9 protein-coding genes are annotated in these 15,235 nt (G+C 73.2%); 8 read left to right on the top strand and 1 reads right to left on the bottom strand.

Translation table 11 applies throughout. The features are described from left to right. The first annotated feature begins 75 nt into the window (after positions 1–75). From ACIBSV_RS38540 to ACIBSV_RS38515, 6 genes are all read left to right on the top strand, one after another. Positions 76–1,938: a serine/threonine-protein kinase gene (locus ACIBSV_RS38540; protein ID WP_395871620.1), complete on the top strand. Its 1,863-nt coding sequence runs from the start codon at positions 76–78 to the stop codon at positions 1,936–1,938. 39 nt (positions 1,939–1,977) lie between these two features. Beyond that, entirely contained in the window at positions 1,978–3,741 is a 1,764-nt protein-coding gene (locus ACIBSV_RS38535; RefSeq protein WP_395871618.1) for a protein kinase, read from the top strand. A 110-nt stretch (positions 3,742–3,851) separates the two neighbouring features. After that, positions 3,852–5,528 (top strand): protein kinase, encoded by a 1,677-nt coding sequence (locus ACIBSV_RS38530; RefSeq protein ID WP_395871615.1) that lies wholly within the window; start codon positions 3,852–3,854, stop codon positions 5,526–5,528. 223 nt (positions 5,529–5,751) lie between these two features. Beyond that, positions 5,752–7,593 carry a serine/threonine-protein kinase gene (locus tag ACIBSV_RS38525; RefSeq protein WP_395871613.1) on the top strand — a complete coding sequence of 614 codons (1,842 nt, stop codon included), beginning with the start codon at positions 5,752–5,754 and terminating at the stop codon, positions 7,591–7,593. A gap of 67 nt (positions 7,594–7,660) precedes the next feature. Further along, positions 7,661–9,055: a dihydrolipoyl dehydrogenase family protein gene (locus ACIBSV_RS38520; protein WP_395871610.1), complete on the top strand. Its 1,395-nt coding sequence runs from the start codon at positions 7,661–7,663 to the stop codon at positions 9,053–9,055. Positions 9,056–9,156: 101 nt separating this feature from the next. Next, the gene (locus ACIBSV_RS38515) at positions 9,157–10,740 is read left to right on the top strand and encodes a succinic semialdehyde dehydrogenase (protein WP_395871608.1); all 1,584 of its coding nucleotides are present in this window, start codon (positions 9,157–9,159) and stop codon (positions 10,738–10,740) included. A gap of 602 nt (positions 10,741–11,342) precedes the next feature. Here ACIBSV_RS38515 and ACIBSV_RS38510 read toward each other — a convergent pair. After that, the gene (locus ACIBSV_RS38510) at positions 11,343–11,630 is read right to left on the bottom strand and encodes a chorismate mutase (RefSeq protein WP_395871606.1); all 288 of its coding nucleotides are present in this window, start codon (positions 11,628–11,630) and stop codon (positions 11,343–11,345) included. 291 nt (positions 11,631–11,921) lie between these two features. On the opposite strand from ACIBSV_RS38510, the gene guaA reads away from it, so the two are divergent. Continuing rightward, positions 11,922–13,511: a glutamine-hydrolyzing GMP synthase gene (gene guaA / locus ACIBSV_RS38505; RefSeq protein WP_395871604.1), complete on the top strand. Its 1,590-nt coding sequence runs from the start codon at positions 11,922–11,924 to the stop codon at positions 13,509–13,511. Between the two features lie 300 nt (positions 13,512–13,811). Next, positions 13,812–15,008 carry a hypothetical protein gene (locus tag ACIBSV_RS38500; protein WP_395871602.1) on the top strand — a complete coding sequence of 399 codons (1,197 nt, stop codon included), beginning with the start codon at positions 13,812–13,814 and terminating at the stop codon, positions 15,006–15,008. Positions 15,009–15,235: the final 227 nt, after the last annotated feature.

Genomic DNA, 15,235 nt, shown 5'->3' with positions numbered 1-15,235 from the left:
CCGCCGGACTGGAGTATGGAAAGGGCAACCACCCGATCGCGCGGCGGGGCCGCGGCTGCATGGGGAGCGAGAGACTTGACCGACCCGGAAGCACCCGAGCGTTTGGTCGCGGGGCGATACCGCCTGGGTGATCAACTGGGCCGGGGTGGCATGGGCACGGTCTGGCGGGCCGTGGACGCCATGCTCGACCGCGACGTCGCGGTCAAGGAGATGCGGTTGCCTCGCTACGAGGACGACGACGAGCGCGGCACGCTGAGCGCGCGGATGTTGCGCGAGGCGCGTGCGGCGGCGCGGATCGACCATCCCAACGTGGTGACCATCTTCGACGTGGCCGAGGAGGACGGGCGGCCATGGATCGTGATGGAGCTGGTCCGCGGCCTGTCCCTGGCGCAGGAGCTGGACAAGGAGGGGCCGATCCCGTCCGAGCAGGTCGCCGAGCTGGGGCTGCGGTTGCTCGCGGCGCTGGAGGCCGCGCACGAGGCCGGCGTGCTGCACCGGGACGTCAAGCCCGCCAACGTGCTGCTCGCCCGCAACGGCCGGGTCGTGCTCACCGACTTCGGAGTCGCCTCGGTCGAGGACAGCGCCACGCTCACCCAGGCCGGCGCGATGGTGGGATCGCCCGAATACCTGGCGCCCGAGCAGATCGCGGGCGAGCCGCCCGGACCGGAGGCCGACCTGTGGTCGCTGGGCGCGACCTTGTTCGAGGCGGTCGAGGGCCGCCCCGCGTTTCGCCGCAACACGCACGCGGCCACGCTCGCCGCGGTGGCCGCGGGCCGTTTCCCGGAGATCTTCCTGGCCGGCCCGCTGACCCCGGTGCTCAAGGCGCTGATGGTCAAGGACCCGAGCCGGCGCGGCTCGCCGGCGCACGTGCGGGAACTGCTCCTGGAGGTCGTCGAGAGCGGTCCCAACCCGGCCGGCGGCCGGATCGCCGAGCGCTTCGTCCCGGACCGGATCCGGCCCGGCGCGGTCCGCCGGCACGGCGTGCGGGTGTCCGGTCACCCCCAGGCGCCGTCCGGGCCGCGCACGCCTCGGCCGCCGCGTACGCCTCGGCCGCCGGGCAAGGTCGGCGCCACCGCCTACCGGCCCGGCCGGGGCAGCCTGGACGAGACCTCGCCCAACGTGCGGCTGCCCCGCGAGGGCGGCGTCTTCCGGGCCCGCTACCGGCGCTGGCCACGCTGGTGGTTCCGGCACTGGACGACCATCCTGACCTCGGTCGGCATCGCCACCGCTGCCGGCGCGCGCTGGTTGGCCGCGTTCGGCAACTGGACCGGGATGTACACGATCGTGCTGCTCGCGCTCGCGCTGAGCGTGTGGCTGGTGTTGCCGCACCGGCGGATCTCCCGATCGGTGCCGATCGCGATGTTGCTCGGAGTGATCGCCGGCGGGGCCCTGGAGGCCGCGCGGATCAATCCCGACCCGATCATCGTGGGCGCCCTGATCGGCGGTTGCCTGGTGGTCGGCCCGTTCGTGGACAACAAGGTGATACCGCGACTGCGCCGCCGACGGCGGACCGATCTGGGCTTCGCGCTGCCCGTTCCGGAGGGCTGGACCTGTACGGACAGCCCCAGCGGATTGACGGTGACCGATCCGGACCGGCTGATCTCGGTGACCGTGACGGTGGATCGGGGCATCGTGATGGCCCCGGAGGAATCGGTCGCGCACCGTGAGCACGGCAGCATCGGCGGCCGGGAGCGACTGGACGGCGAGGACTACGAACGGCTGCTCCTGCGGGCCACCGACTACCGCGGGCACGAGGCCGCGGAGTGGGAGTACGTGTGGCGCGGCCAGGACCTGATCCCCTACCACGGCAAGGACCTGGTGGTCCGCACCGCGTCCGGCGTGCGCTACTGGCTGACCGTACGCGGACGCGACGATTTGTGGGGGACCGCCGGCGCGTACTACGAGCACGCGCGTGGACACCTGTCGATCGCGGGCTGACCCGGGTCGACGCGGAGACGATCGTGTCGAGGGGTCGGGATGAGTGGGCGCGTGCTCGCGGGGCGGTATCGGCTGGTCGAGGTGCTCGGTCAGGGCGGGATGGGGGTGGTCTGGCGGGCGCACGACCCGACCATCGGGCGGGACGTGGCGATCAAGGAGTTGCGGTTGCCCGAGCACCTGGACGCCGACGAGGTCGAGCGGCGCTCGGCGCGGATGCGGCGCGAGGTGCGCGCGGCGGGCCGGGTCCGGCACGCGAACGTGGTCACCGTTTTCGACGTCGTGGTCGAGGACGGCCGCCCGTGGATCGTCATGCAACTGCTGCCCGGCCGGCCGCTGACCGCGCTGATCGCCGAGGGCGCCATGGCGCCGGACCGGGCCGCGCGGATCGGCGCGCGGATGCTCGCGGGTCTGGCCGCCGTGCACGGGGTCGGCATCGAGCACCGCGACGTGAAACCCGCCAACGTCATGGTCGACGAGGACGACGGCGTGGTGTTGACCGACTTCGGCATCGCCACCCACGCGGACGCGCCCCCGGTCACCGAGACCGGCGCGACGGCGGGCACCCCCGAGTACATGGCGCCCGAGCGCGCGAGTGGGCAGCCGTCCGGGCCGCCCGCCGACCTGTGGTCGCTGGGCGTGACGCTCTACGAGATGGTCGAGGGGCACTCGCCGTTCCGCCGGGACAACCCGCTGGCCACGTTGCAGGCGGTCGCGGCCGGGATCTGCCCGCCGCCCGGGTGCGCCGGGCCGCTCGCCGAGGCCGTGCTCGGACTGCTCACCCGGGATCCGGCCGCGCGGATGACGGCCGCGGCCGCGGGGCCGCTGTTGGCCCGGGCGGGCGGGAGCGGCGGGACGGTGCGCCCGGACGTCGAGGCCACCGACGTGCGCGAGCCGATGCCCGTACCGGTCCCGCCCCCCGTTCCGCCTTCCATCCCGCCTTCCATCCCGCCTCCGGTCCGGCTTCCGGGCGCCGTCTCGCCCGCGCCGCCGCGGCCGGCCGGTCCGCCGCCGATGCCGGCCGGGCCGCCGACGCCCGCACCGACCGGGCGCCCGGGCCGACTGTTCATCGTGCTCGGCACGGTGGTCGCGGTGCTGCTGACCGCCGCCGGTGTCACGATCGGCGTGCTGGTGGGGCGGAACGGGGCCGAGCCTCCGGACGCGGCCTCGGCGGGCGGGCCGCGCCGAACGGCGCCGGTGACCTCGGCGGGCTCCGGCGTCGCCCAACCGGACACGCCCGCGACCTCGACCGCCGGCGCCCCGACCGGTGCCGCTCGCCCGACCGACCCGGGCGTCGTCGGGCCCGCGACGACGCCCGCGCGGGTGGACACCCCCGCTCCGACGAACCCGCCGGGCGGCTTCCGACGGGTCACCTCACGCGGCGCGTTCACCGTCCTGGTGCCCGCCGAATGGACCGATCGCGACGCCGTCGGCGAGCGGGTCTACTACCGCTCGCCGGACGACCTGTACCGCCTCGGAGTGCGCCCGGACGCGTCCGACGCCAAGGGCGATCCGTGCGGCGAATTGGCCGTACAGGAGTCCAAGGGCCTGGGACCGGGCACCTACATCGGAAACGGAACGGACTACCACCTGATCCGGCTCGAGTGCACCACCGTGCACGGACAGGTCGCCGGACTCTGGGAGTTCCGCTGGAACGATCGGGGCACCGTGCGCCGATCGATCAACATGCGCTTCGTCGAGGACGGCCGGACCTGGGACTTCTGGGTCTCCGGCCCGGACTCCGGCTCGGCGCTGGTGCGTTCGGCCTTCGACGCGGCGCGCGAGAGTTTCGCGCCGGGCGCGTGACCGAACGCTCTCGGGCGGAACCTTCGGAGCTCACCGGACGTCTTACCCGTGACGCCAGTGACGCGCCGACGGGGCGGATCGGTGGTGTCCACGGTCTTGGGGAGGACCACGTGGCACACGACAGCGGCTCGCACGGCCGCCTGGTGGATGGGCGCTATCGGTTGGGCGAACCGCTCGGACGCGGCGGGATGGGCACGGTCTGGCTCGCCTTCGACGAGCTCTTGCGCCGGGACGTCGCGGTCAAGGAGGTCCGGATACCGGACGACCTGGACGAGATGGAGACCCAGGGGCGCTGCGAGCGCGCGCTGCGCGAGGCCCGCGCGGCGGCCCGGATCACCCACCCCAACGTGGTCACGATCTTCGACGTCGCCGAGGACGACGGGCGTCCGTGGATCGTGATGGAGCTGGTCCGCGCCCCCTCCCTCACCGACGTGCTGGAAGAGGGCCGGATGGCCCCGCACGAGGCGGCCGAGGTCGGCTTGGCCGTGCTCGCCGCGCTGCGCGCCGCGCGCGCCGCCGACGTGCTGCACCGGGACGTCAAGCCCAGCAACATCCTGATGGCGCCCGGCGGTCGGATCGTGCTGACCGACTTCGGCATCGCCACCGTGGCCGGCTCGGTGACGCTCACCGCGACCGGGATGCTGGTCGGCTCGCCCGAATACCTCGCGCCCGAACGCGTGCTCGGGCGCCGGCCCGGTCCGGCCTCGGACCTGTGGTCGCTCGGGGTGACGCTGTATCAGGCGGTGGAGGGTTTCTCGCCGTTCCGGCGCACCGGCGCGATGGACACGCTCAGCGCCGTGCTCACCGACGAGCCCGCGCCGCCGCGCCAGTCCGGCGCGCTGTGGCCGGCGATCGAGGCGTTGCTGCGCAAGGATCCGCTGGAGCGGGCCGACGAGGACGACACCGAGCGTCTGCTGATGGCCGCGATGGTCAGCGGCGGCGCGCCCGCCCCCCAGGAGCCGAGCGCGGAGCCGATCCCGCCGGGGACGGCGACGGTGGAGGACCCGGGCGGTGTGCGGGGCGTGACCCAGTCGTCCTGGCAGCAGGCCCCGCAGCCGCAGGAGACCCCGCATACCCCGCAGACGCCGCCGATCTGGCAGCAGGAGCCGCCGGTGAGCCCGGCGCCGCCGTTCGGCGCGGTGAGCCGGGCCGATCCGGACGGTGCGACGGGCGGGTATCCGCTGACCGGGTCGCACGCCTATTCGCCCGCCGACGCGGTCCACGGGTCCGAGACCGCCGACGACCGGCCCAACCCGGTGCTGATCGGCCCGGCGGCGGGTCCCGCGGCCCCCGGCGACCGCGCGGCCAAGAAGCGGCGCAAGACCATTCTCCTCGGTGGCATGGTCGCCGCGGCGGTGACCGCGCTGGCGATCTGGGTGCCGGCCGCGATGGGCGGACAGGGCGGCGGCAACGGCGGCGGCTCCGACGCGCCCCGAGAGGGCGGCTCGTCGCAGGGCGCCTCGGCGGCGGCGAACCCGCAGGGCACCGGCGACCGCGGCGACGTGCTGCGCGCCACGGGCAGTTCGGCCGGCACCGGACAGAGCGGCGGCGCCGGCACCTCGGGCAACAGCAGCCAGGGCGGCGGGTCGACCCGCACCTCTCGGCCCACCACCTCGAACACGGGCCACCCGTCCACGTCGCGCCCGCCCACCTCGCGCCCGCCGACCACGACCCCGCCGCGCACCACGGCTCCGGTGACCACGCGCCCGCCGATCGACCCGTCGAAGGGCGGCGGCGGGGCGAGCGGCGCACCGCAGAACCAGGGCGGCGCGACGGCGGCGAACTGATCGCGGTCGGCCGGCACGCCGTAGGGTGTGCCGGCGATCCCCGATCGCACGCCCGGTCGAGGGCGTGTCCTCGGTCGCCCGACAAGGGACCGAAGACACCCTCCATGGGCGGTCGACGCGCCCGAGGCTCGCATCCTCCCGCCGATCCCGGGGTCGCACCTAATGTGACGGGTTCTAGTCTGGAGATGGCCGGCGGGACAGTCGGCTGACGCGGGGAGGGTACGTGGCACAGACCGGGGGCACGCGCGGCCGGATCGTCGGCGGGCGCTACCGGTTGGGCACCATGCTCGGCCGAGGCGGCATGGGCACGGTATGGCGTGCCGTCGACGAGATGCTGCACCGTGACGTCGCGATCAAGGAGTTGCGACTGCCCGACCACCTCGACGACGAGGAGAAGGAGCTCGCCCGCGAACGCACGCTGCGCGAGGCCCGTTCGGCCGCCCGGATCGGTCATCCCAACGTGGTCACCATCCACGACGTGGTCGAGGACGGCGGCGTCCCGTGGATCGTGATGGAGCTGGTCGAGGCCCAGTCGCTGGCCGAGATCCTGGAGACGCAGGGCACGCTGACCCCGGCGGACGCCGCCGAACTCGGCATCAAGGTGCTCGACGCGCTGCTCGCCGCCGACGACAAGGGCGTGCTGCACCGCGACGTCAAACCCGCGAACATCCTGGTCACCCCGCACGGTCGGGTCGTGCTCACCGACTTCGGGATCGCCACCGCGACCGGCACCGCGACGCTCACCACGACCGGCATGCTGGTCGGTTCGCCGGACTTCCTGGCGCCCGAGCGGGCCGAGGGCAAGCGTCCCCTGCTCGCCGCCGACCTGTGGTCGCTGGCGGTCGTGCTCTACATGGCGGTGGAGGGCCGGAACCCGTTCCGCCGGGGCACGATGATCAGCACGCTGAACGCGATCCTGACCGATCAGGCGGACCCGCCCCGGCACGCGGGCGGGCTCGAACCGGTGATCGACGGCTGGCTGATCAAGGACCCGGACCTGCGGATGGGGGTCGAGGAGGGGGCCCGGATCCTGCGCGACGTGGCGAACTCGACGCCGTCGCGGCAATTCGACGCGGTCCCTCCGCCGCCCACGCACAGTCCCGCACCGCAGACCCCGACCACCCCGGTCGGGGCGTACGACCCGCACCGGCACGCGCAGCCCGGCTCCGACAGTGGCGCAAGCGGGCACCCCGACGGCAACACGCCGCCCACGGCGTGGTCGCAACCGGCGCACTCGCCCGCCGACGCGGGGATGTCGTCGACCCGGACCGGGCCGCCGGTCGGCGGCCCGCCGCACCGGCCGCCGACCCCGCCGGAGCCGTACCGCCCGACGCCGGAGCCGCGTCGTGGCGGCAGAGGACGTGTCGTGGCGGTCGTCGCGCTCGTGGTGGCGCTGATCGTGGGCGGTGTCGTGGTGGGCCTCGTGGTCACCAAGGACAAGGACGACGGCGACAAGGCGGGGTCGAACCCGGCTTCGTCGGGCGTGGACACCCCGGGGCCGACGGGGAGCAGCGCACCGAACACCACACCACCGGGCAGCACCGCCCCGACGACGCCTCCCCCGACCGTCTCCGGCCGACCGGCCAACCCGCCCGCCGGCTACGAACTGGTCCGCGACCCGCTCGGGTTCTCGCTGTTCATGCCCCCGGGCGTGACTCGCAGTCTGACCGGCGTCAACCGCGACCAGATCAAGTACCTGACGGCGGACAAGAAGACGGTCTACCTGATCGGCGCGACCCCGGTGGGCAACGATCCCAAGGGGAACTTCGAGACGGTCGTCGAGCCGGGCGCGCAGAAGCGGACCGCGTACAACCGGCTGCAACTGCGGGACTTCACCCCCGTTCCGCCCGGCTCGCGCAAGGCGGCGCTGTGGGAGTACACGTGGCAGGGCGACCCGATCGGTGAGGACACCACGAAGCGGGTGCCCAGTCACGCGATGAATCTGGGCATCGTGACGAACGGCAACACGGACTACGCGTTGTACGTGGCGTCGTACGAGTCGAACTGGGACTCGGTCTCGCGGGACCGGTTCGACAAGATGACGGAGTCCTTTCAGGGCCGCTGACGCGTGAGTTCGGGCCGAGCCCCGGGGTACGGTCCGGGGGAGTCCAGCCATCCCCGGAGGTACGCAAGTGACCACGCAGCGCCCCGAAGCTTCCGCACTCCTCGACGTCGACGTGATCGTCCTCGGTCTCGGCGTGGGCGGTGAGGCCGTCGCCGGCAACCTGGCCTCGGCCGGGTTGGAGGTCGTGGGCATCGAGGACGGCCTGGTCGGCGGCGAGTGTCCGTACTGGGGGTGCATCCCGTCCAAGGCGATGGTGCACGCGGCCGGCGAGGCTCGGCACCAGGAGCATCCCGACTGGTCGAAGGTCGCCGCGCGGGTGCGCGAGTTGACCGCCGACTGGAACGACCGGGCGGCGGTGGACCGACTGGTCGACAAGGGCATGACGTTCGTTCGGGGCGCCGGTCGGATCACCGACGTGGACACGGTCGAGGCGACCGACGCGGACGGCGTCGTGCGGCGATTCCGGGCCCGGCACGCGATCGTGGTCGGCACCGGCACCAAGGCGTTCGTGCCGCCGATCGAGGGCCTCGCGGGCACCCCGCTGTGGACCAACCGCGAGGCGATCGAGGCCGACGAGGCGCCGCGCTCGCTCGCGGTGCTCGGCGGTGGCGCGATCGGTCTGGAACTCGCCCAGGTGTTCGCCCGGTTCGGCACCGACGTGACGATCGTGGAGAACGGCGAACGGGTGCTGGCCGTCGAGGACCCCGAGTCCTCGGAAATGGCCGCGTGGGCGCTGGGCGAGGACGGTGTGCGGATCCACCTCGGCGTGCGGGCCGAGCGGGTCGCGTACGACGGCAAGGCGTTCACCCTCTCGTTGTCCGACGGGCGCTCGATCGAGGCGGAGAAACTGCTTGTGGCCACGGGCCGGCGGGTGGACATGGCGGCACTCGGCGCCGAGGCGCTCGGCGTCGACCCGCACGCGCACGCGCTGCCGGTGGACGGGCAGTTGCGGGTGCGGCCCGGTGGTGAGCCGCCGGCGGTGTGGGCGGTCGGCGACGTCACCGGGCAGGGCGCGTTCACCCACGTGGCGATGTACCAGTCGGCCATCGTGACCAAGGCGGTCCTGCACACGATCGGTCGCGGCGAGGCGGGCCCGGACGCGGACCACAGCGCGCTGCCGCGGGTGACGTTCGTCGACCCGGAGATCGGCGCGGTGGGTCTGACCGAGCATCAGGCCCGGGCCGCCGGACTCACCGTGCGAATCGGCCTCGCCGACCTGGCCGCCTCCTCGCGTGGCCACATCACCGGCGCGCGCGGTTTCGTGAAGGTGATCGAGGACGTCGACCGGGGTGTGCTGGTCGGCGCGACGGCCGTGGGCCCGGCCGGCGGCGAGATCCTGGGCGCGCTCGTGGTCGCCGTCCGCGCGGCGGTGCCGGTGGCCACGCTGCGGGACATGATGTACGCCTATCCGACCTACCACCGCACCATCGAGTCGGCGCTGGCCGATCTCGACACGGACTGAGCGGCGCCGGCCGGTCGATCCGGCGGGCACGGACGTGCCGTGCCCGCCGCGCACCGGACGGTCCTTGTTACCGCCAAGTAGTGCTGTCTAGGCTGGACGGCATGACGGACATCGCAGCGCCCGCGCCCGCAGCAGCACCCATCGACCTGCCGAGCCTGCCCGCCGAGCGGCTCGCCCGTCGCGTCGTGACCGGCCCCGTGCCGACGATGGTGACCACCCGCAGTCCGTTCGACGGCTCGCCGATCGCCGAACTCCCGGAGTCCACCCCGGAGAACGTGACCTCCGCGTTCGCCCGCGCGCGGCTCGCGCAGACCGCGTGGGCCAAACGTTCGGTGCGTGAGCGCACGGCGGTGTTCCTGCGGTTCCACGACAAGGTCCTGGAGCGTCAGTCGGAGATCCTGGACATCATCCAGACCGAGACCGGCAAGGCGCGCAAGCACGCGTTCGAGGAGGTCCTGGACGTCGCGCTGTGCTCACGGCACTACGGCCGGCGCGCCGCGGGCTACCTGCGCGAGCGCCGCCGGGCCGGTGCGCTGCCGGTGCTGACGAAGGCGATCGAGGTGCGTCACCCCAAGGGTGTGGTCGGCCTGGTCTCGCCGTGGAACTACCCGCTGGCGCTGTCCATCGGCGACGCGATCCCGGCCTTCGTCGCGGGCAACGCGGTGGTGATGAAGCCGGACACGCAGACCGCCTTGACCGCGTTGTGGGCCCAGGACGTGCTGATCGAGTGCGGCCTGCCCGAGGACCTGTGGCAGATCGTGCTCGGCGACGGCCCGGTGGTGGGCACCGCCGTGGTCGAGGGCGCGGACTACGTCGGCTTCACCGGCTCCACCCGCACCGGCCGCGAGGTGGCGCAGCGGGCCGCCGCACGCCTGGTCGGCGCGTCGCTGGAGTTGGGCGGCAAGAACGCGATGATCGTGCTGCCGGACGCGGACCTGGACCGGGCCGCCGAGGGCGCGGTGCGCGCGTGCTTCTCCTCCGCCGGACAACTGTGCATCTCGATCGAGCGGATGTACGTGCACGCCGACATCCACGACGCGTTCCTGGACCGCTTCCTGGCCCGGATCCAGACCATGCGGCTCGCGGCCGGCTTCTCGTGGGACACCGACATGGGCTCGTTGGTCTCCCGCCGTCAGTTGCACGCGGTGAGCAGGCACGTGGACGAGGCCCGGGAGGCGGGCGCGCGGGTGCTGATCGGCGGCAGCGCGCGACCGGACCTGGGTCCGCTGTTCTACGAGCCGACGGTGCTCGCCGACGTCACGCCCGAGATGGCGGTGTGCGCCGAGGAGACGTTCGGGCCGGTGGTGTCCGTGTACGCGTTCACCGAGGAGGAGGACGTCGTCACCCGCGCCAACGAGACCGCGTACGGGCTCAACGCGAGTGTGTGGACGCGCGACACCCGGCGCGGCGGTGCGCTCGCGCGGCGGCTGCGCGCGGGCACGGTCAACGTCAACGAGGGTTACGCGGCGGCGTACGGCAGCGCGGGCGCGCCGATGGGCGGCATGGGCGACTCCGGCCTCGGCCGACGGCACGGCGCCGAGGGGATCATGAAGTTCACCGAGGCGCAGACCGTGGCCACCCAGCGGCTGCTTCCGATCGCCGCGCCCTTCGGCATGAGCGACGAGCAGTGGGCCCGCTCGCTGACCCTGTCGTTGCGGATCATGAAGACCCTCCGGGTGCGCTGACCCGCCGCGTGCGCCGACCGACCCCGCGCGCGTCGACCCCGGGTGCGCGCCGACGCTCTGCCGGTGCGGCCGCGCGCGGTGCGGTGCGCGCCGGCGCGGTGCGCGGCTCGCGGGGCGTGCGGGTGCACAAGGGTGAATTCCGATCGCCGGGGGAGCCCGGAATGGGCGCCGGAAAGTCGGGACAAAATGACATCTATCGACCGGTTAATGATCATCATTTGCGCTAACCGGACGTCTCCGTCTCGGTTCGGCGGTTCCGCGGAACCGCCGAACCGAGACGGGAATCCCGCTACTCTTGGCGCTGCCGGCGGCTATGGCGTGAAAGATCCGCTTTGCGGTGAATGAGGCACGCCGAAGCGCGGCGCGTTCGGGCCGATCCGCGGATCGGCCCAAGGCGCGGCGGCCGGTGTCGAGCGTCCCCGACACCGGCCACCGGCGGGGTTGTGACCGGTTGCTGTCCCCTGCGTCCCGGTCACGGCACCGACGCGAGGTCCCACGGCGCACTGGTTGAGCGCGCCTCATCGCGTCGGCGGTCCTGCGTTGCCCGGCCCGCGCATCAAGCGGGCCGGCCATCAGTCACAACGACGGCCGGCGCGGTGAGGTTACGCCTGCGGCCGGACCCGACCCCGACACAGCTCCAAAAGCGTCAGCGCCACGGTCGTGCCCGGCTTGCCCAAGCCCTCGCGGTAGCGGGCGATCACCTCCATCTCGCGGGACAACTGCACCCGATTCCCGCCGGACGCGACACGGACCCGCTGGATCTCCGCCGAGGCGTCCACCCGCTCGGTGATCAGCGCGATGATCCGCCGGTCGAGATCGTCGATCCGGGCCCGCCCCGCGCCGATCACGTCGTCGGGGGACTGCGGGTTCGTGGTGGTGGTGTCTGCCATCGATGGCCTGCTCTCCGGAGGGGGTCCGTGCTCCGGGGCGGCGGCGGTGAACGCGAAGACGCCCCGGGTACCGGACCCGGGGCGTCTTCGTCTGCCTGTGGCTGTACTCGTTCAGGCGGTGACGGCGGCGCCGGGGATCCCGGTGCCATAGGTAAAGCTGCGCGTCACGCCGAACGAGGACATGGCCGTCAGTATGCCGGGCCCGCCGGCGCGGACACCAGCCGGGGTCACCCGGGCGGCGCCGGTAGAATCGGCGTCCACCCCTTTTTTCGCTTCGCCGGAAGGCCCCTCGTGACCTTTGCCAGCCCGGACGGGGGCGGCACCGAGACCGTCCTCGTCGTCGACTTCGGTGCCCAGTACGCCCAGCTCATCGCCCGCCGGGTGCGCGAGGCCCGCGTGTACAGCGAGATCGTGCCGCACAGCATGCCCGTCGCGGAGATGCTCGCGAAGCGGCCGGCCGCGATCATCCTGTCCGGCGGCCCCTCCTCGGTGTACGCGGACGACGCGCCCAGCATCGACCCGGCGCTGTTCGAGGCCGGCGTGCCGGTGCTCGGCATCTGCTACGGCTTCCAGGCCATGGCGCAGTCGCTGGGCGGCGTGGTCGAGAAGACCGGTCTCGCCGAGTTCGGCGCGACGCCGCTGACCGTGACCGGGACGACCGGCACGTTGTTCGACGGGCTGCCCACCGCGTTGTCGGTGTGGATGTCGCACGGCGACTCGGTCTCCGGCGCGCCCGAGGGCTTCACGGTCACCGCGACCAGCGCGGGTGCGCCGGTCGCCGCGATCGAGAACGACGGGGCGCGGCTGTACGGCGTGCAGTACCACCCCGAGGTGATGCACAGCGAGCACGGCCAGGCCATCCTGGAGCGCTTCCTGAAGGTGGGCGCGAAGCTCTCGGCGAACTGGACGATGGTCAACATCGTCGAGGAGCAGGTCGAGCTGATCCGCGAGACGGTCGGCGACAAGCACGTGATCTGTGGCCTGTCCGGCGGCGTGGACTCCGCGGTCGCCGCGGCGCTCGTGCAGCGCGCGGTGGGCGACAAGCTCACCTGTGTGTTCGTGGACCACGGGCTGCTGCGCAAGGGCGAGCCCGAGCAGGTCGAGCGCGACTACGTGGCGGCCACCGGCGTCTCGCTCAAGGTGGTGAACGCGCAGGAGCGCTTCCTGACCGCGCTCGCCGGGGTCACCGACCCCGAGGAGAAGCGGAAGATCATCGGGCGCGAGTTCATCCGTGTGTTCGAGCAGGCCGCGGCCGAGGTGGTCGCCGAGGCCGGCGCGCACGGCGAGGAGGTCGAGTTCCTGGTCCAGGGCACGCTGTATCCGGACGTGGTCGAGTCCGGCGGCGGCACCGGCACCGCGAACATCAAGTCGCACCACAACGTGGGCGGGCTGCCCGAGGACCTCCAGTTCAAGCTGATCGAGCCGCTGCGCAAGCTGTTCAAGGACGAGGTGCGCGCGGTCGGCGAGCAGTTGGGCCTGCCGTCCGAGATCGTCTGGCGCCAGCCGTTCCCGGGCCCCGGTCTGGGCATCCGGATCATCGGCGAGGTCACCGCGGACCGGCTGGAGATCCTGCGCGAGGCGGACGCGATCGCTCGTGAGGAGTTGTCCCGGGCGGGCCTGGATCGGGAGATCTGGCAGTGCCCGGTCGTGCTGCTCGCGGACGTGCGCTCGGTCGGCGTGCAGGGCGACGGCCGTACCTACGGCCACCCGATCGTATTGCGCCCGGTGTCCTCCGAGGACGCCATGACGGCCGACTGGTCGCGGCTGCCCTACGACCTGCTGGCCCGGATCTCCAACCGGATCACCAACGAGGTCCGGGAGATCAACCGGGTCACGCTGGACGTCACCAGCAAGCCCCCGGGCACCATCGAGTGGGAGTAGTCCCCGCCCGCTCGCACGTGCTTTCGCCGGCCTCCGCCCGATTTCGGACGGGGGCCGGCGGTCCGTCCGGGGCTTGCCCGGGTCTTCTCGGCGAGCCGGCGGGACGCCTTGTGGGACACGGAAGTTGACGTTGCGTCGGATGTTCGATCGACAATCCGTGCGATCACCCGACCGGGCCCGTGCGACCTCCCTCGGATGCGGCACAATGTGCCGCTGAACGAGCACGTTCGTATGTGGTGGTGGGGAGGGCGTGGCGAAGTGGCGCACGGTGTCGGTGTGCACGGACCGGACTGTCATTGCGTGGTCCGGGAGGAATACCGCAGGACCGTCGCCGATTTCGAGACGTTGCGGCGGGCACTGGCCCGCAAGGAGGGTGTGCCCTCGGCGGTCGCCCACTCCGACGGCGGCGCGCGCCAGTGGATCTCCGACGAACTGCGCGGCAAGGCGCAGGAGTTGGCCGCAGTACGCCGGGCCCAGGGACGCGCCTGGCTGCAAGTTCTCGGCGGGCGCGCGCTGATCGTGTTGTGGCTCCTGGTCGCCGTACTGGTCCTGGTCCAGGCACTCACCGCGATCGGCGCCGGCTGGACCGGCTCGCGCACCGCCGGGATCGTGGCCGCCGTGGTGGTCGCCGGAGTGCTCAGCGTGGTCGGGTGGGCCGCCCGGGCGGGCGGCGGCGTGTTCGCGCCCGTACGGGGCCTGGACGGCCGTCTGTCCACCTCCAAGACGGTCGCCGCGCTGTGGATGGTGGCGCTGATGTACTGCTTCGCCTTCCTGGGCATGCGGCTCGCCTCCGCGTCCGGGACCGGCGATCGCGATCGGCTCCTGGACCGGCTCGGCGACATCGCGCTGGACCAGATCACCCTGGTGGCGGCGCCGCTGCTCGCCGCGGTGGCGGTCCGCCGCATCGTCGGCGACAAGGTCGGCCGACGCGTGCTCCAGAAGTTGCGCGCCGACCAGGCCTCGCTGCGCGACCTGGTGACCGACGACGCGGGCCGGGCCTCCTTCGTGGACGCGCAGTACGTCCTGGTCAACCTGGTCGCGGTGGGCTTCGTCGTGGTCGGCCTGGCCCGCGACCCGGACCGGCTCCCGGACATCCCCGCCACGCTGGTCGCGCTCGCCCTGGTCTCGGTGGTCACCTACCTCGCGGGCAAGCTGGCCGAGAACGACCGCCCGGTGATCCTGTCCGTGGTCCGCGTGCGCACCCGCGGCGACCTGGACTCGGCGGTGCGCCAGGGCGACGACATCGAGGTGCGCGGGATCAACCTCGCGGCGGGCGGCTCGCACGAGGCGGACCTGCTCGCACGCGTGGTGGTCAAGTTCGGCGCGGTGCACGTGCACGCCCCGCTGATCCCGGCCGACACCGGTTTCGCCAACCCCTCCGACGCGTGCGTGGTGGTCCCGGTCCCGGTCGACGTGGACCCGGGCCGGGTGGAGTTGTGCGTGGTGTCCGCCTCCGGTGTGGAGTCGGCGCCCTACGAGATCCAGATCTCCGGCTAGGCCCTGTCCGGCGGCCCGATCCACCAAGATCCGCCGGACAGGCCTGGTCGTCTCCCTCTCCCCGGCGGTTCCTCGCACGAACGCGGGCGGGGGGGGGCGGGGGGCGCCGCCCCCCCCCCCCCCCGGGGGGGCCCGGGGGGCGGGCCCCGCAAAAAAATGACCCCCCGCGGGGGCCGCACCCCGGGGTTATAGCCCCCCCCCCCCCCCCGAAAGGGGGGGGTGGGGTG

Origin of the sequence: Embleya sp. NPDC050154 (genome assembly GCF_044460165.1) — a bacterium.
GTDB lineage: Bacteria > Actinomycetota > Actinomycetes > Streptomycetales > Streptomycetaceae > Embleya.
The sequence above is the reverse complement of the archived record's forward strand: the minus strand, read 5'-3'. Positions and strand labels throughout refer to the sequence as shown.

Coding starts and splice junctions, on each gene's coding strand:
- ACIBSV_RS38535 (WP_395871618.1), top strand. CDS start 1,978: ATGAGTGGGCGCGTGCTCGCGGGGCGGTATCGGCTGGTCGAGGTGCTC.
- ACIBSV_RS38515 (WP_395871608.1), top strand. CDS start 9,157: ATGACGGACATCGCAGCGCCCGCGCCCGCAGCAGCACCCATCGACCTG.
- ACIBSV_RS38510 (WP_395871606.1), bottom strand. CDS start 11,630: ATGGCAGACACCACCACCACGAACCCGCAGTCCCCCGACGACGTGATC.